The 17179-nt window shown below is 44.1% G+C and carries 18 protein-coding genes and 2 pseudogenes; 19 read left to right on the top strand and 1 reads right to left on the bottom strand.

Going from position 1 to position 17179, the window contains the following annotated elements:
- The first annotated feature begins 9 nt into the window (after positions 1-9).
- The 4 genes and pseudogenes from ELZ47_RS04595 (at position 10) to ELZ47_RS04610 (ending at position 2484) form a co-directional block, all read left to right on the top strand.
- A complete protein-coding gene (locus ELZ47_RS04595) occupies positions 10-480 on the top strand; it encodes a GNAT family N-acetyltransferase (protein WP_125331343.1) in 471 nt (156 codons plus the stop codon).
- 16 nt (positions 481-496) lie between these two features.
- Positions 497-1422 (top strand): annotated as a pseudogene (locus tag ELZ47_RS04600) (helix-turn-helix transcriptional regulator).
- Positions 1423-1505: 83 nt separating this feature from the next.
- Positions 1506-1871 (top strand): nuclear transport factor 2 family protein, encoded by a 366-nt coding sequence (locus ELZ47_RS04605; protein WP_125331341.1) that lies wholly within the window; start codon positions 1506-1508, stop codon positions 1869-1871.
- Between the two features lie 196 nt (positions 1872-2067).
- A complete protein-coding gene (locus ELZ47_RS04610) occupies positions 2068-2484 on the top strand; it encodes a hypothetical protein (RefSeq protein ID WP_125331340.1) in 417 nt (138 codons plus the stop codon).
- Between the two features lie 68 nt (positions 2485-2552).
- Here ELZ47_RS04610 and ELZ47_RS04615 read toward each other — a convergent pair whose 3' ends face one another.
- Positions 2553-2723, bottom strand: coding sequence for a DUF3042 family protein (locus ELZ47_RS04615; protein WP_125331339.1), 171 nt, complete (start codon positions 2721-2723; stop codon positions 2553-2555).
- Positions 2724-2805: 82 nt separating this feature from the next.
- Here ELZ47_RS04615 and miaA point away from each other — a divergent pair, with 82 nt between their 5' ends.
- The 15 genes and pseudogenes from miaA to ELZ47_RS04690 all read left to right on the top strand — a co-directional run bounded on the left by miaA (position 2806) and on the right by ELZ47_RS04690 (position 17173).
- Positions 2806-3690 carry a tRNA (adenosine(37)-N6)-dimethylallyltransferase MiaA gene (gene miaA, locus ELZ47_RS04620; protein WP_126435408.1) on the top strand — a complete coding sequence of 295 codons (885 nt, stop codon included), beginning with the start codon at positions 2806-2808 and terminating at the stop codon, positions 3688-3690.
- Positions 3691-3721: 31 nt separating this feature from the next.
- Positions 3722-4960, top strand: a complete 1239-nt coding sequence (gene hflX / locus ELZ47_RS04625) for a GTPase HflX (RefSeq protein ID WP_125331337.1) — start codon at positions 3722-3724, stop codon at positions 4958-4960.
- Positions 4953-5576, top strand: coding sequence for a cystathionine beta-lyase (locus ELZ47_RS04630; protein WP_164549556.1), 624 nt, complete (start codon positions 4953-4955; stop codon positions 5574-5576). The genes hflX and ELZ47_RS04630 overlap by 8 nt, the downstream gene beginning before the upstream one ends.
- 10 nt (positions 5577-5586) lie before the next feature.
- Positions 5587-6516: a ribonuclease Z gene (rnz, locus tag ELZ47_RS04635; RefSeq protein ID WP_002895167.1), complete on the top strand. Its 930-nt coding sequence runs from the start codon at positions 5587-5589 to the stop codon at positions 6514-6516.
- Positions 6513-7268: an SDR family NAD(P)-dependent oxidoreductase gene (locus ELZ47_RS04640; RefSeq protein WP_125331335.1), complete on the top strand. Its 756-nt coding sequence runs from the start codon at positions 6513-6515 to the stop codon at positions 7266-7268. The genes rnz and ELZ47_RS04640 overlap by 4 nt, the downstream gene beginning before the upstream one ends.
- A gap of 6 nt (positions 7269-7274) precedes the next feature.
- Entirely contained in the window at positions 7275-7985 is a 711-nt protein-coding gene (locus ELZ47_RS04645) for a class I SAM-dependent methyltransferase (protein ID WP_125331334.1), read from the top strand.
- A gap of 58 nt (positions 7986-8043) precedes the next feature.
- Positions 8044-9092: pseudogene (locus tag ELZ47_RS04650) on the top strand (acyltransferase family protein).
- Positions 9093-9178: 86 nt separating this feature from the next.
- On the top strand, positions 9179-9769 hold the full coding sequence (locus tag ELZ47_RS04655; RefSeq protein ID WP_126435412.1) for an HD domain-containing protein: 591 nt from the start codon (positions 9179-9181) through the stop codon (positions 9767-9769).
- Positions 9770-9874: 105 nt separating this feature from the next.
- Positions 9875-12094: a single-stranded-DNA-specific exonuclease RecJ gene (gene recJ, locus ELZ47_RS04660; RefSeq protein WP_126435414.1), complete on the top strand. Its 2220-nt coding sequence runs from the start codon at positions 9875-9877 to the stop codon at positions 12092-12094.
- Positions 12095-12411: 317 nt separating this feature from the next.
- Positions 12412-12924: an adenine phosphoribosyltransferase gene (locus tag ELZ47_RS04665; RefSeq protein WP_002897341.1), complete on the top strand. Its 513-nt coding sequence runs from the start codon at positions 12412-12414 to the stop codon at positions 12922-12924.
- 147 nt (positions 12925-13071) lie between these two features.
- A complete protein-coding gene (gene metA / locus ELZ47_RS04670; RefSeq protein WP_125331330.1) occupies positions 13072-14013 on the top strand; it encodes a homoserine O-acetyltransferase MetA in 942 nt (313 codons plus the stop codon).
- A gap of 8 nt (positions 14014-14021) precedes the next feature.
- Entirely contained in the window at positions 14022-14702 is a 681-nt protein-coding gene (locus ELZ47_RS04675; RefSeq protein WP_125331329.1) for a DnaD domain-containing protein, read from the top strand.
- Positions 14703-14769: 67 nt separating this feature from the next.
- The gene (gene yghU / locus ELZ47_RS04680) at positions 14770-15558 is read left to right on the top strand and encodes a glutathione-dependent disulfide-bond oxidoreductase (protein WP_125331328.1); all 789 of its coding nucleotides are present in this window, start codon (positions 14770-14772) and stop codon (positions 15556-15558) included.
- Between the two features lie 141 nt (positions 15559-15699).
- The gene (locus ELZ47_RS04685) at positions 15700-16389 is read left to right on the top strand and encodes a tRNA (adenine(22)-N(1))-methyltransferase (RefSeq protein WP_125331327.1); all 690 of its coding nucleotides are present in this window, start codon (positions 15700-15702) and stop codon (positions 16387-16389) included.
- A complete protein-coding gene (locus ELZ47_RS04690; RefSeq protein ID WP_125331326.1) occupies positions 16376-17173 on the top strand; it encodes a Nif3-like dinuclear metal center hexameric protein in 798 nt (265 codons plus the stop codon). The genes ELZ47_RS04685 and ELZ47_RS04690 overlap by 14 nt, the downstream gene beginning before the upstream one ends.
- The last annotated feature ends 6 nt before the right edge of the window (positions 17174-17179 follow it).

The following is a 17179-nucleotide window of genomic DNA, read 5'->3' on the forward strand; positions in this document are numbered from 1 at the left end:
GGAGAAATCATGACTGAGATTAGGTCCTTAAAATCAGAGGAAATCCCGCTCTTAGAGGAATTTATTTACCAAGCTATTTTTATCCCTCAAGGTCTAGAGCCGCTACCCAGAAGTATATTGAATGAACCAGAACTAGAGATGTATATCAAGGATTTTGGTCAACAGCCAGATGATTGGGCTTTAGCAGTAGAAGTGGCCGGCCAGCTGGTCGGAGCTGTTTGGGTTCGGATTATGAAAGATTACGGCTATTATGACGACCGGACTCCCTCTCTGTCCATTTCATTCCTGCCTGAGTTCAGGGGTCAAGGTCTAGGGCAGCAGTTGATGACGGCCATGCTGGACTTACTCAAGTCCAAAGGCTACCCAAGTGTTTCCCTCTCCGTTTCCAAAGACAATCCTGCCGTTGGCTTTTATCAAAGACTGGGCTTTGTTACGGTTGAAGAGAGGGAAGATGATTATTTGATGTTGTGCCGATTGTAATAAGAAAAGAAAACTCATGAAACTAGAACGATTAATCTATATTTTGCTAGCCCTTTTGAATAAGAGACAGATAACGGCTAAAGAAATTGCTGAACGTTTTGAAATATCTACCCGCACAGTATATCGAGATATGGATACGCTAAGCTTAGCCGGAATCCCTATCTACTCTGAACGTGGAGATAAGGGCGGCTTTTATATACCTGATGACTACAAGATGGACAGCAGCTTTTTCACAGAAGAAGAAAAGCAGTTTATCATCAATATGAGCCAAAATGTCGGCAAAATTGTTGGCCATCCAAGTTTTGACAATATTGAGCATAAGCTTACTTCTCAAGAAGCGACCGACAAGGTCAATCCTTTTTACTTTGATCTTACTTCATGGTCTCTCAATACAATTATTTACTTGAAATTGAGCAGGCTATACAAACTGGGAAGAAAATTTCCTTTTCTTACTATTCTAAAAAACAAGAACGAAGCCAGCGAACGATTCTTCCTTATCGTCTGATTTTTAAACTGAATGCTTGGTATGTTACCGGCTACTGTTTAGAAAAGTTAGATTTTCGTTTTTTCAAACTCAGCAGGATTCGTGATATGCAGTCAGTAGAAGAGGCTGTCGATGTTGGAGATTACCCACTTTTATCTCAAGAAAAGTTAGAGCTTTTTTTAAATCCATCCAAAGATAAAGTTGAGGGCAGTAAAGAAGAAATAGAGCTAATTTTTGAAGAATCTGCGCTTCCAAAGATTTATGATCATTTCACAGAAGAAGAAATCACTGTTGAGCAAACAAGGATAAAGGTACATGCTTTCAGAGCATTGACACCGGCCTTTTTCGAATTGATTTTAAGTTTTGCTCATCAAGTAAAAGTCATATCACCAAAAGAACTGCAGGATAAATTAATTATTACTCTTCAAAAAAATCTTCAGCAATATGACAGACTGTAGTCATATTGCTTTTTGTATAATCTTAAATGGCTTGAAAATCTCATTGGTTGAGTGCTTGCCTAAATTATTTTTGGAGGTTCCAAATGGATACAAAAACATTAGCAGAAAGCTATTTTACCGCAGTTAATAAAGGTGGCTGGGAAGATTTCGTAGCAGAAAACTTTAATTATGGAATGTGCGATAGTCAGGAGATCAGGCAAGGGCGTGATGTTTATCTGCAAGGTGCAGGTCAATTCTATGCTTTAAGCCAGAATCTTGAAGTGAAGAAGATGCTGGTAGAGGGGAGAGAAGTTGTTGCATTAAATCGCTATCGCTTGCAGTCGCCACACGGAAAAGAACTAGAATTGGATGTCGCAGAATTTTTAAAATTTGACGAATCAGATAAATTAATTGCATCTACTATTTACTTTGATACTCATCGTTTCCAAGAGTTTATGCAAGGGAAATAGGCATGTAGAAAAGTCACAGAATGGTGGCTTTTTCAGTAACCAATGACTTCTTCAAATGCTTTATCGTATTATTTGTAAGTTTTCTTGCCAAGTGGTAAAATAAAGCCGAAATAAAATATGTTTTCCTAGAGCAATCTAATCGATTAGCAATAATTAATTTGACTGTTCTTCGTAGTCATATAAAGGAGTTGATTTTATGGCTAATACTAGGCGAGCAGTGGTGGCGCTGAGCTTAGGTGTTTTGTTATTGCTAGCAGTGGGAATTCTTCTGCAGGTTCATTTTTTGAGAATGATCATTTTGCTAGGTCTATTCTTTTTTGCGGAAGTATTTATCATCTGGCACTCGGGAAGTAAGTCTAAGCTGCAGATTAGAGGCAGGCAAAGCCTTGAACTCTTCTGGCTTTATATCAAACGCTTGAAAATCTTTTATGTCACAATTATGTGTCTTGCGATTCCTTTCGTTTCCTTGTCTTCCAATACTGCTTTCGATTTGTTTTTTGTGCTTGAGTTGTTAGTATTCTTGCTCTTAAGCAATTATATCTTTAGCTCTTATGGCATTCAACCGCCCAAGAAAGAGCTTTTAAAGTCTAATAGCTTTGTTTGCAGCAGTTGATTTGACTGCTGTTTTTCAAAAAAGAAAAAGCCTGGATTTTTCCAGACTTTTTAGTGAAATATGCAAGCTTAGTGTGATACGCGTCTGCGAGCTGCTTTTTTACGGTTTTCTTCGATGAAAGCCGCTTTTTGTTCTTCAGGTTCGATGACTTTTTTCTTGACGGCATATACTGCGCCTGCCACAGCAGCAACAGTAGCTGCAACTCCTGTAAGAACGCCTTTTCCAAATCCTTTAGCCATGTGATTTCTCCTTTTCTGAACTTTTATTATTTATGTTATAATTAATAGTAACGAAAAATCAAAATTTTTTCAAGGAAAAAAGATGAAAACCAAGATAATTGTGATAGTGGGGCCTACGGCAGTTGGAAAAACGGCTCTGAGTATTGAGGTAGCCAAGCGCTTTAATGGTCAAATCATCAGCGGTGACAGCCAGCAGGTCTATCGTGGCTTAGATATTGGCACGGCCAAGATTCGTCCGGAGGAGCAGGAGGGCGTTCCCCATCATCTACTGGATGTGAGGGAGGTTGGAGAAAGCTACTCGGCCTATGATTTTGTGACTGAGGCGGCTCAGGCTATTCGTGAGATTGCGGCTCAAGGACAGCTTCCCATCATTTGCGGCGGCACAGGGCTCTATATCCAGAGCTTGCTCGAGGGCTACCATCTGGGTGGCTCCGTCCCTCACGAGGAGATTCTGGCCTATCGGGCGCAGCTGGACAGTTGGTCAGATGAGGATTTGTTTGGAAAAATAGCAGAGCTGGGTATCGAGATTCTCCAACTGAATCGGCGCAGGGCTATGAGGGCGCTGGAGATTGCCCAGTTAGGCGAGCAACTAGAAAACAATCTTCCAGATTATGAAGCTTTGTTGATTTGTCTAGATGATGAGCGACAAAAACTTTATGAGCGAATCAATCAGCGAGTAGATCTGATGATGGAAGCCGGACTTTTAGAAGAAGCTCGTTGGCTTTATGAACAGGCTCCGACCAGTCAAGCTAGTAAGGGTATCGGCTACAAGGAACTTTTCCCCTACTTTGAAGGTCAGATAAGTCTTGAAGAGGCGGTGGACAAGCTCAAGCAGAACACCCGCCGTTTCGCCAAGCGCCAGCTGACTTGGTTTCGCAACCGGATGTCAGTGACCTTTTATCAGGTGGGAAATCCAGACTATAAAAATCAGGTCATGGAAGACATCAGGAAGTTTTTGGACAAGTAACTGGCTGACCAAGTCTTAGTAAGGATATGAGATGATAGAAACAGAGAAAAAAACAGAGCGAGTCTTTCTGGTCGGTGTTGAGCTGGCAGGCACAGAGAATTTTGACCTATCTATGGAGGAGCTGCAAAGTCTAGCTAAGACTGCAGGAGCTGAGGTAGTTGGCTCCTATAGCCAGAAACGTGAAAAGTATGACAGCAAGACCTTTGTCGGTTCTGGTAAGTTAGAAGAAATCCGACAAATGGTTGATGCCGAAGGGATTTCGACCGTCATTGTTAATAACCGTCTGACACCTCGGCAGAATGTCAATCTGGAGGAAAGCTTGGGTGTCAAGGTTATTGACCGTATGCAGCTAATTTTGGATATTTTTGCCATGAGGGCTAGGAGTCATGAAGGAAAGCTCCAAGTTCATTTGGCCCAGCTCAAGTACCTCCTGCCTCGCTTGGTTGGGCAGGGCATCATGCTCAGCCGTCAGGCAGGTGGCATTGGCTCCCGCGGGCCTGGTGAAAGCCAGCTGGAGCTCAATCGACGCAGTGTCCGCAATCAGATTCATGATATTGAGCGCCAGCTCAAGGCAGTGGAGAAAAATCGGGCAACCGTTCGTGAAAAGCGACTGGAATCCAGTATTTTCAAAATCGGCCTCATCGGCTATACCAATGCTGGAAAGTCTACGATCATGAACTGCTTGACTAGTAAGAGTCAGTATGAGGCCGACGAACTCTTTGCGACGCTAGACGCCACGACCAAGAACATCAACCTCAGTGGTCAGCTCAATGTCACGCTGACAGACACGGTTGGCTTCATTCAGGATTTGCCGACAGAGCTAGTATCTAGCTTTAAGTCGACTCTGGAAGAGAGCAAAAATGTTGATTTGCTGGTCCATGTCATTGACGCTAGCGATCCTCATCATGAGGATCATGAAAAGACCGTCCTGGACATCATGAAAGAGCTGGATATGCTGGATATTCCCCGGCTGACTCTCTATAATAAAGCAGACAAGGCAGAGGATTTTACTCCAACCCTGACTCCTTATTCTTTGATTTCGGCTAAGGCGGACAATAGCAGAACTCTTTTGCAGCAAGTCCTGCTGGAGCGAATGAAAGAGCTCTTTTTGCCTTTTACTATCAAAGTAGCTCCGGCGAAAGCCTATAAGATTCATGACCTAGAGAAGGTAGCTATTATCGGAAATCGGGAATATACAGACGATGTCGAAGTCATTTCAGGCTGGATTGACGAGAAAAACAAATGGAAACTGGAAGAATTTTATGACTGATTATATAGATTTGGCCCTGAAATACGGCGGTTTTACGAGTCTAGATAGGGTCTACTTAGAGCAAGTCTTGGCTGGCCTGACAGAGGAGCAGAAGCTTAGCTTCATCACACCGCCACCCAGCGTTATCAATGCTTACTTTGCTGAGCTTTATCAGAAGAAAAGTCCAGAAGCCGCGACAGCCTATTTTTTAGAAATCAGTCAGGCGCTGGACTTGTGGAATGCGAATCCAAGTTTTTTAGAAAATAAACCTTTTGTCCGGCTTAATCTTTCTGGCAAGTCCTATGGATTTTGCTATGAGAGCGAGAAAGTCGGCTTGGTCTTCCCTGAAAAGCCAGAGCAGGTAACAACTGACTTGCTCTTTGAAATCGCTCAAGTCTTTCCACAGTACTTGGTTTACGAAGAAGCTGGGAGAATAAAAATGGTACCTCTCAAAGCTGAGTCTCAAGTCGTGGACAGTCAGGCTCTGACTGCTTTGACCGATTGGCAGCAGCTAGCAGATGGCAGCCAGAAAGTTCTGGGCTACAATCAAGATGAAGTCAGTCAGCTTGCTCAGTCCTATGCTGGCAGAAAATACTATCACTCGCAGAATCGCTCTGCCATGATTTATATCATTTAGAAAGAAAAACATGCAAATACAATTTTTAGGAACCGGAGCCGGTCAGCCCTCCAAGGCTCGCAATGTGTCAAGTCTTGTCCTCAAGCTTTTGGAGGAAATCAATGAGGTCTGGATGTTTGACTGCGGTGAAGGTACCCAGCACCAGATCTTGGAGACGACGATTAAACCGCGCAAAATCAGCAAGATTTTCATCACGCATCTGCATGGCGACCATATTTTTGGCTTGCCGGGCTTTTTATCCAGTCGTTCTTTTCAGGCTAATGAAGAGCAGACGGACCTAGAGATTTTTGGTCCTAAAGGCATTAAGAATTTTGTCCTGTCTAGCCTGCGCGTGTCTGGATCTCGTCTGCCTTATAGGATTGATTTTCGTGAGTTTGATGAAAACAGTCTGGGCAAGATTCTGGAAACGGACAAGTTCACTGTTTATGCGGATAAGCTGGATCACACGATTTTCTGTGTGGGTTATCGGGTGATGCAGAAAGATTTGGAAGGAACGCTGGATGCGGACAAGTTACGGGCAGCGGGCGTTCCCTTTGGTCCCCTCTTTGGTAAAGTCAAGAATGGTCAGGATATCGTCCTAGAAGATGGAACCAAAATCATTGCAGCTGACTATATCTCAGCCCCTCGTCCAGGTAAGACCATTGCTATTCTAGGTGATACCCGTAAGACTGCTGCTAGCGTCCGCTTAGCTGTGGCAGCAGATGTGCTTGTACATGAAGCGACCTATGGCAAGGGAGACGAAAAATTGGCCCGTAATCACGGTCATTCTACCAATATGCAAGCCGCAGAAGTAGCTAAGGAAGCTGGCGCTAAGCGCCTCCTTCTGAATCATATCAGTGCTCGCTTTCTAGCTAAGGACATCAGCCAAATGCGCCGCGATGCAAGTAGCGTCTTTGACAACGTCCATGTGGTCAAGGACTTGGAAGAGGTGGAGATATGAGAACCATCATCATCACAGGGGCTAGCGGTGGACTGGCCCAGGAAATGGTTAAGTTCTTGCCCCATGACCGACTGATTTTAGTTGGCCGGAGCAAGGACAAGCTGGAAGAACTATATGGAGGAAGGGAAAATCTTGACCTAGTGGAGCTGGATATTACAGACAACTTAGCTTTGGAGAGATTTGCTGATTGGATTGACAGTCAGTATGGCCACGTAGATGTCCTAGTCAATAACGCTGGCTATGGAATTTTTGAAGAATTTGACAAAATTAGCTCAAGCGATATTGAGGCCATGTTTGAAGTCAATACCTTTGCCCTGATGAATCTGTCCCGTATCTTTGGGACTCGAATGAAGCAGGAAGGTCAAGGACATATCGTCAATATCGTTAGTATGGCTGGCCTCATTGCAAGTGGCAAGTCCAGTCTTTACTCAGCGACCAAGTTTGCTGCTATTGGCTTTTCTAATGCCCTGCGTTTGGAACTCCTGCCTTTTGGGGTTTATGTCACGACAGTCAATCCTGGACCTATCAAAACAGCCTTTTTCGATCAGGCAGATCCTGACGGTTCCTATGTAAAAGCAGTCGACAAGTACATCCTTGAGCCTGACTTTGTAGCAAGCAAAATTGTCAGTTCCTTTGGCAAAAAGAAGCGGGAAATTAATCTACCTGGAATTCTCAATCTAGCCCACAAGCTTTATACCCTTTTTCCAAAAATTGCCGACAAGATGGCAGCCAATATGTTTAACTATAAGTGAGGTTTTATGACAGCTAATCTACAAGCCTACAAAGCTCATCTGCAGGCGCCTTGGGGCAAGCTTCAGTATGATATTGTTTTTGCTTTTCTAGAGTCGCTGAAGGGCCAGAAAATTCTTGATTTCGGTAGCGGTTTTGGGATTGTGGCTGATTTTCTAGCGGAAAAGAACCAAGTAACTGCCATCGAGCCGAACTCAGAAATGATTGCCGAGCGCAAGCAGGACTTTTCCTATGAGCAATTGCAAGGCAGCTTGGACCTTCTGCAAAATCTGCCTGACCAGTCTTTTGATATCATCATCTGTCATAATGTCTTAGAGTATGTATCTGACCCTGCTCTCTATTTGACAGAATTTTCCCGCCTCTTAAAAAAGGACGGCAAAATTTCTCTGGTCAAGCATCACGAGGTTGGACGCATTATGCATACGGTGGTTTTTGAAAATGACCCAGAAAAAGCTCAGCATTTTTTGGAAGGTCAGGAATATCAAACCCACAGCATGGGGGCTGCTAAGGTCTATCAGGTTCAGGAAGTGATTTCAGGTCTGCCTTTAGAGGTTCAGGATTATCAAGGGATACGGATTTTTTACGGGCTGCAATCCAATGACTATAAAACTGCCCCTGGCTGGGCTGAAAAGATGCTTGAGATGGAGCTGGCTGTCTGCAACCAATCTCCTTATCGGGACATTGCTGCCTTTCAGCATGTTTGGCTAGTCAAGTCCTAGGTCAAAGGAAAAAAGTGCTCATTTACATCTTAAACAAACCTCATAAGGAGAAAGCTCGATGCAAAGGAGAGAAGTCATAGAGCCAGAGCAGCCAGTCAATTATGCCCTGCTCAGCCTTTTTCAATATATCGCTTCCCTTTTGGTAATTCTGGTTCACTGTCAGAGACTTTTTGAACATGAAGCCCTGCATTTTATTCAGAAGAGTATGTTTGGCCGCATGGCAGTCCCTTTCTTTTTAATTTCTTCAGTCTATTTTTTCCGATTACGCTGGAAGCCAGAGCACGGTTCTACGAAACTGACTCTGTATATCAAAGGCATTTTAAAGGTCTATTGCTTTTGGAGTTTGGTCTATCTTCTCTATGCTTTGACTTACTTCCAATCTCTGCACTTGCCTCTCTACCTAGCTCCGCTGGCTATTCTAGCAGCGCTCTTCTACATCGGAATGAGCTACCAGCTTTGGTATATTCCTGCCTTTCTCTTAGGTTTATTGCTGGTCCATTTTTTGTATAGGAAGTTGGGTCCCAAGAAAACATTTGTTCTTTTACTGGTTCTCTTTGCCTTAGGTGCTATTGAGACTTATCACGCCTACCTGGCGCCTAGCCTGCTGACGGACTGGTACGATGTCTATGCCAAGCTCTTTTTCACTAGCAGGAATGGCCTCTTCTATACGCCCATTTTTATCTATTTAGGCTACTTTCTAGCTGATTACGAGCAGATAGCATTATTTCAGAAAAAACGCTGGCTGCCTCTTCTGTTGGCGAGTCTTTTCCTAGTAGGCGAAGGAGTGCTGGTTTACATCAGGCAGGGACTGGATAAAAACTTTTTCTTTGTTCTCATTCTCTTTACGTTCTTCTTATTCAATCGGCTGTTAAAAACACAGTGGAAGCGCGAAAAGATTGGCGACATTTAAAAGATCTAAGTATCCTTTATTTCTCCCTCCATCCTATCTTTATTGAGTTATCTTTCTTTCTGTTCAAATCCCAGCACCTGACCAAGTGGGAAACTGGCCGTTGGGCCTTCCTTCTGACGATTATCCTGACCCACCTGACGTCAGAGTTGGTGATTCGCTGGCGAGGGAAGAAAAACAGAAAAGAAGTGAAAGTTTAGTTTTTGAAGAAAATCATATAGAGCGTTAAGAGCAACTATCAATTTTGAATTGAAATAGCTATAAAAATATTTCAAAGGAGTTCCACATGCTTGAACGTCTACAACAGCAGCTGGCTTTTACCAATGAGCTGGAAAAACTCAAAGCCACTCATCGCAACAATCGAACCTTGGATGCCTATCGTTTCGAAAATTCTGCAGAGCATAGTTGGCAGGGTGCGCTCATGGCGCTAGTTTTTCGAGAATATATTCCCGAAGAAGTTAATCTGGAAAAGGTCATGTCTATGTTACTGATTCATGATTTGGGCGAAATATATGCTGGCGATACCTTTATCTTTGACGATGTAGGAAAGAGTGATTCTTATGATAGAGAGCTGGACTCCTTGAAAATCAGTTTGGACAAGTTGCCGTCAGATCAGCAGGATTCCTTTTTAGAGCTTTGGCAGGAGTTTGAAACTGGCATTAGCATAGAGGCTAAATATGCCCGAGTGTTGGATGCTCTGGTTCCTCTGCTCAATCACTTGGAAGTCGCTCAGCCCCATGACAACCCTCATGGCCTGACCAAGTCGCAGGTCATCGCTAAGAAATCCTTTATCCAAGAAACCTCTGAAACTCTTTGGGAATTGGCTCAGGAAGTTATTGACCAAAGCGTTGCTAAGGGTCTTTACCTAGATGAGTGAGACTGAGGGCCTTGCTCGTAGATAGAAAGTTTGAGACTGGTTGAACCAGTCTTTTCATGTTATAATATTCAGACAAGATTGAACGGAGAAAGTGTTTCACTCATCATGATTAGCTCAAAATACGACTGGCAGTTTGCCACTAATTTTATAGACGAAAAATTTTTAAAAAAGGCTAAGAAAGCTGGATTAGAACCTGCCGCTGCCAGTCTTCTTTACCAAAGAGGTGTGCAGACTGAAGAGGCTTTACAGGAATTTTTGGAGCCTGGTTTAGACCAGCTTCACGACCCTTATGACCTGCATGATATGGAGCGGGCAGTGGAGCGCATTCGCGCAGCGATTGAGAACTACGAGCAGATTTTGATCTATGGCGATTATGATGCTGATGGGATGACCTCAGCATCTATTGTCAAGGAAGCCTTGGAGCAGCTGGGGGCGGAGTGTCAGGTCTATCTGCCCAATCGCTTTACGGACGGCTATGGTCCTAATAGCAGTGTTTACAAATATTTTATTGAAAATCAAGGCATCTCGCTCATTATTACAGTGGATAATGGAGTGGCTGGCCTTGAAGCTATCGAGCTGGCCCAGTCTCTCGGCGTGGATGTCATCGTGACGGATCACCACTCCATGCCTGAGGAGCTGCCAAATGCCTATGCGATTGTCCATCCGGAACATAGCGGAGCGGATTACCCTTTCAAGCATCTGGCTGGCTGTGGAGTGGCTTTTAAGCTGGCAACAGCCTTGCTGGAAGAAGTCCAAGTCGAACTTTTGGACTTAGTTGCTATCGGTACCATTGCCGATATGGTCAGTCTGACGGGGGAAAATCGGATTCTAGTCAAATATGGTCTCTCTGTTCTCAAAAATACCCAGCGCGTAGGACTTCAGGAACTCTTCAAAATCGCTGGTATTCAGCCAGATGAACTGGATGAAGAAACGGTTGGCTTCCAGCTTGCTCCCCGACTCAATGCTTTGGGACGGCTGGACGATCCCAATCCAGCGGTTGAACTTTTGACTGGCTTTGATGACGAAGAAGCTCGTGACATTGCGCTTATGATTAACCAGAAAAATGACGAGCGCAAGGAAATCGTCCAGCAGATTTATGAAGAGGCACAAACCATGCTGGATTCTAAGAGACCAGTGCAGGTGTTGGCCAAGGAAGGCTGGAATCCTGGTGTACTAGGAATTGTCGCAGGGCGCTTGCTGGAAGAGCTGCACCAGCCAGTCATAGTGCTCAATATTGAGGATGGTATCGCAAAGGGCAGCGCCCGCAGTATTGAAGCGATCAATATTTTTGAGGCCTTGGACAGCCACCGTGACCTCTTTATAGCCTTTGGTGGGCACGCTGGAGCAGCTGGAATGACTCTTGAAGCAGACAAACTAGCAGAGCTATCTGTTATCCTGACAGCCTACATCTCAGATAATGATTTGGATTTGACTGGCAAAACAGCCCTGTATTTAGATGAGGAGCTGCACCTGCCAGAACTGACCCTTGACACACTTAAAAGCTTTGAGAGACTGGCGCCTTTTGGTATGGACAATAAGAAGCCGCTTTTTTACCTCAAGGGCTTTAAAGTGGATAATGCTCGGACTATGGGGGCTGGCAATAGCCATCTCAAGCTGAAAATTTCTCAGGAAGATGCATCTTTTGAAGTAGTAGCTTTTGGTCAAGGAAGCCTAGCGACAGAGTTTGCCCAAACCAAGAATCTGGAGTTAGCTGTCAGCCTCTCTGTCAATAAATGGAATGGACAGACCAGTCTCCAGCTCATGCTGGTAGATGCCCGTGTGGACGGTGTTCAGCTTTTCAATATTCGCAGCAAAAATGCGACGCTGCCTGACAAGGTTCCAGTCTTGCGTTTCACAGAGGAGTTGCCAGATTTGACAAATAGCAGAGCAGTTGTGGTTTATGACCTGCCCGATGATTTGCAGGTCTTGAAGACGATTCTTCAGTCTCAGGATTTTGAAGCGATTTACTTTAAGAATGAGATTGCTAAGCCATACTATCTGACCGGTTACGGTACCCGTGAGCAGTTTGCCAAACTTTACAAGACAATTTATCAGTTCCCTGAGTTTGACGTTCGCTATAAGCTTAAGGATCTAGCAGCTTACCTGAAAATCGACCCTATTCTCTTGGTCAAAATGATTCAGATTTTTGAAGAGTTGGGCTTTGTCAGCATCACGGAAGGCGTCATGAAAGTCAATAAAGAAGCAGAAAAGAAAGAAATTGACAGCAGTCGTGTTTATCAAGATCTCAAGCGCCTAGTCAAAGAACAAGAACTCATGGCTCTGGGCACCGTGCAGGAGATTTATGATTATTTGATGGAGAGATGAGATAATGAAGGACTAAGCCTAAGTCTCGCAAAGGAGAAAATTTTAGATGAATGGCATTATCTTAAGCGTCAAAACTGAATTTTTTCTCTCTGTTCGATAGATTTGAAATCATCTCATCTTCTATGAAACAATTTAATCCTCTCCATAAGAAGGAGAGGATTTTTAACTTTAACAAAAATCCTAATTAATTAAATGAATGAGGAATAGGCTTTTGTATGTAAATAATAGATGGCCTTAAAAAATAACTTTTCTATTACCTTTTGGATGAAAAAGTGATATAATAGAGAGTAAAAAATTTTTTTGAAAGAAAGTATATCATGAATTTAAAAGACTACATTGCAACAATCGAAAATTATCCTAAGGAAGGCGTGACATTCCGTGATATCAGCCCGCTGATGGCAGATGGAAATGCTTATAGCTACGCTGTTCGTGAGATTGTTCAGTATGCGACAGATAAGAAGATTGACATGATTGTTGGACCGGAAGCTCGTGGCTTTATCGTGGGCTGTCCAGTTGCCTTTGAGTTAGGAATCGGCTTTGCTCCAGTCCGCAAGCCTGGTAAGCTTCCTCGTGAGGTTATCTCAGCTGACTATGAAAAAGAGTACGGTGTAGATACTTTGACCATGCATGCGGATGCTATCAAGCCAGGTCAGCGCGTTCTGATTGTCGATGATCTCCTTGCGACTGGTGGAACAGTGAAGGCGACGATTGAGATGATTGAGCGCCTTGGCGGTGTAGTGGCTGGATGCGCCTTCCTTATTGAACTGGATGAGCTCAAGGGTCGCGAAGTTATCGGCGATTACGACTATAAGGTTCTAATGCACTATTAATGCATAGTTTCTAACTATATCTAGTTAGAGAAAAAGTATAATTGAAAACTATATCTCCTTTCAGTATAATGAAAGTACATTCTATAAACAAAGAATAGGCTGGAAATGTATTTCCAAGCCTTTCTAACGATTGAAGGAGATATTTTCATGCCAATTAAGATTGATAAGAAACTGCCAGCTGTTGAAATTTTAAGTTCTGAGAATATCTTTGTCATGGATGACGATAGGGCGGACCATCAGGATATCCGCCCTCTGAATATTCTGGTACTCAATCTCATGCCTCAGAAAATGGTGACGGAGACTCAGATACTGCGCCACTTGGCTAATACGCCGCTGCAGCTGACTATTGACTTCCTCTACATGAGCTCTCATCAGTCTAAAACGACACGTGCAGAGCATATGGAGACTTTCTATAAGACTTTTGATGAGGTTAAAAATCGCTATTTTGATGGCTTGATTATCACTGGTGCACCGGTAGAGCATCTGCCTTTTGAAGCGGTGGACTACTGGGAAGAGTTCCAGCAGGTGATTGAATGGTCCAAGACTCATGTCTTTTCGACTCTGCATATCTGTTGGGGAGCTCAGGCTGGACTTTATGCTCGCTACGGCGTGGACAAGCAGCAGATGACGCGCAAATTATCGGGTGTCTATAGCCAGTCAGCTGACAGCAGTAATCTACTTTTCCGTGGCTTTGACGATGAGTTTTATACGCCGCATTCCCGTCATACTGAAGTTCTAAAGGAAGATATTGTCAATCTGACTAATCTGGAAATTCTCTCGTATGGAGAGGATACGGGCCTCTCTGTATTAGCTAGCCGGGACTTGCGAGAGGTGTATAGTTTCGGTCACATGGAATACGACCGCGATACTTTATCTAAAGAGTATTTCCGCGATTTGAAGGCAGGGAAGAATCCACATATTCCAGAGAATTATTTCAAAAACGATGATGTCCATGCGACACCGGCCTTGCGTTGGAGTTCGGCCGCGGCACTCTTTTTCAGCAATTGGGTCAATTATGCTGTCTATCAGGAGACACCTTTTGACTGGGAAAGTCCTGAAAATGATGTATCGTTTTTTGCTTATCTATAAGAGGTGACATGACTTATTTATCAGCTTTTAAATCGGGCAATCTAGTAATCCCGAGTGCCCTTCTTTTACATTTTAAGGACATCTTTGATTCCAGCGATGATTTTTTGGTCTGGCAGTTTTTCTATCTGCAAAATACGACTTCCTTGGAAGAGTTGGCACCTAGTCAGATTGCGGAGCATATTGGTAAGACTCTGTCAGAAGTCAATCGCTCTATGTCCCATCTGACGGAGAAAGGTCTCTTGCAGTATAAGACCATTGAGTTGAATGGAGAGACAGAGGTTATCTTTGATGCTTCGCCGGCTTTGGAAAAGCTGGATGAACTGCTGGTAGCCAAAAGTGGTCCACAGACTGTGGCAAAGGCACCTCAGAATGTTTTGAAAGACTTGGTGGAGACCTTCCAGCAGGAGCTGGGCCGTCTCTTGACACCCTTTGAAATTGAGGATTTGACCAAGACTGTTCAAGACGATAAAACCAATCCTGACTTGGTCAAGGCTGCTCTTCGTGAGGCTGTGTTTAATGGCAAGGCCAACTGGAAGTATATTCAGGCTATCTTGCGCAATTGGCGCAAGGAAGGCATCACAACACTTGCTCAAGTAGAAGCTAAGAGGGAAGAGCGTGAAGCCGCTAACCCTCAAAATGTGACAGTTTCAGATGATTTCCTCAATGCCATGAATTTGTGGAAGGACTGACTTTATTTGATTTACAGCGGCCTGTTAGATACGACAGGCCCTTGATTTTATAAAAAAGGAGAAAAGTATGACCTATCAATTGCCAAAAGTCTGGTCTGCTGCGGACAGCGATCAAGGAAAATTTTCAGGTATCAATCAGCCTTCTGCAGGCGCGCGCTTTGAGCAGAAGCTTCCAGTCGGTAAAGAGCCTTTTCAGCTTTATTCACTTGGGACTCCTAATGGAGTCAAGGTGACGATTATGCTGGAGGAACTACTGGCAGCGGGTATCACTGAGGCAGCCTATGACCTCTATAAGATCAGCATCATGGACGGCGACCAGTTTGGCTCAGATTTTGTGAAAATCAATCCCAACTCAAAGATTCCAGCCTTGCTGGATCAGTTAGCTCATAAGCCGATTCCTGTCTTTGAGTCAGCCAATATCCTGCTCTATCTAGCAGAGAAGTTTGGAAAGCTGATTCCGTCAGATTTGGCTGGTCGAACTGAGGTGCTCAACTGGCTCTTCTGGCAGACGGGAGCGGCGCCCTTCTTGGGAGGCGGATTCGGTCATTTCTTTAACTATGCTCCAGAAAAGCTAGAATATCCTATCAACCGCTTTACGATGGAAGCCAAGCGTCAGCTTGATTTATTAGATAAAGAATTGGCCAAGAAAGCTTATATCGCTGGAGATGACTACAGTATTGCTGATATTGCTATCTGGTCTTGGTATGGGCAGTTAGTACAGGATAAGCTCTATCCAGGCGCAGCTGAGTTCTTGGATGCCTTCTCCTACAAACATCTATCTGCTTGGGCGGAGAAGATTGCAGCTCGTCCGGCGGTTCAGCGCGGTTTAGCTGCCGAGTATCAGGAAATCAAATAAACATGTGATGGGTAGGAACTTCCCATCATCAAGTGGCGAGACAAAATCAGTTTATCAACAGGCTGATTTTTCCTCCGCTGCTTTTTTTATACCTTTAAAAATGATATACTGAATAGAAGAATGTTTAGAAAAGAGTAAGCAATGCAAAAAAAGACTATTTCCCAACGCTTGGAGCGAATAGCTGCTTTTGTTCCGGATGGGGCAAAGTTGCTGGATGTTGGGAGCGATCATGCCTATCTGCCTATTTACCTGATTCAGCAGGGACGGATTGAGAAGGCTCTGGCCGGAGAAGTGGTAGAGGGGCCTTTTCAGTCTGCCCAGAAAAATGTTGCAGAACATGGACTGACGGAGCAGATTAAGGTTCGCTTGGCCAATGGTCTGGCGGCTTTGGAAGCAGAAGATCAGATTGACACCATCGTTATCGCTGGTATGGGTGGTCGCTTGATTTCAGAGATTTTGGAAAATGGCAGAGCGAAACTTGCGTCTATTTCCCGCTTGATTTTGCAGCCCAATAATCGAGAGGATGAGCTTCGCAGCTGGCTAGTATCTAATGGCTTTCACTTGCTGGCTGAGGATATCTTAGAAGAGGCTGGTAAGTTTTATGAAATTTTAGTGGCAGAAGAAGGTCAGCAAACTTTGACAGAGCAAGAAAAGCGCTTCGGACCTTTTCTGATGAAGCAACAGTCACCTGCTTTTCAGCTAAGATGGCAGAAAGAACTGAAGAAACTAGAAGGAGCTCTAGTCCATATCCCAGAAAAGAATGAGTTGGAACGCTCTGCTATGTTCCAAAAAATCGAAGGTATCAAGGAGGTGCTCCATGTTAGCAAGTGAAATCATAGCCCGTTATGAAGCCTATTGCCCGCAAGAACTGTCCATGGAGGGCGACATTTCAGGCCTGCAAATCGGAACTCTGGACAAAGAAGTGGATAAGGTTCTAGTGGCGCTGGATATTCGCGAGCAGACGGTGGCGGAGGCTATTGAGGCAGGTGCTGGACTGATTATCGTTAAGCATGCGCCTATCTTTCGCCCCCTCAAGGAGCTAGTGGCGGATAAAGCACAAAATCAGATGATTTTAGACCTCATCAAGCATGATATTGCTGTCTATGTCAGTCATACCAATATTGATGTTGTAGAGGACGGGCTCAATGACTGGTTCTGCCAGTTATTAGATATTGAGGAGACAAGTTTTCTCAGTCAGACGAGTCCAGATCACGGTATTGGCCGCGTGGGGAGGATTGCTCCTCAGACCTTTGGGGACTTTGCGGCTAAGGTCAAGGCAAGTTTTGGACTAGATAGTTTGCGTCTGGTTACTTATGAAGAAGCGGATCTCGAACGCGTGATTGAGCGTGTGGCTATTTGTGGCGGCAGCGGTCAGTCCTTTTATTCAGAGGCTATTACCAAGGGAGCGCAGGTCTACATTACAGGTGATATTTACTATCATACAGCTCAGGAAATGCTGACTGAAGGTCTTTTAGCGCTGGATCCTGGACATCATATCGAGGTTCTATTTACGGAAAAATTAAAAGAAAAGCTTGATACTTGGAAGGCAGAAGAAGGATGGGAGATTGAGATTCTAGCTAGTCAGGCTTGGACCAATCCTTTCCGACATATTTGAGAGGGA

The organism is Streptococcus sanguinis (assembly GCF_900635155.1).
GTDB lineage: Bacteria > Bacillota > Bacilli > Lactobacillales > Streptococcaceae > Streptococcus > Streptococcus sanguinis_G.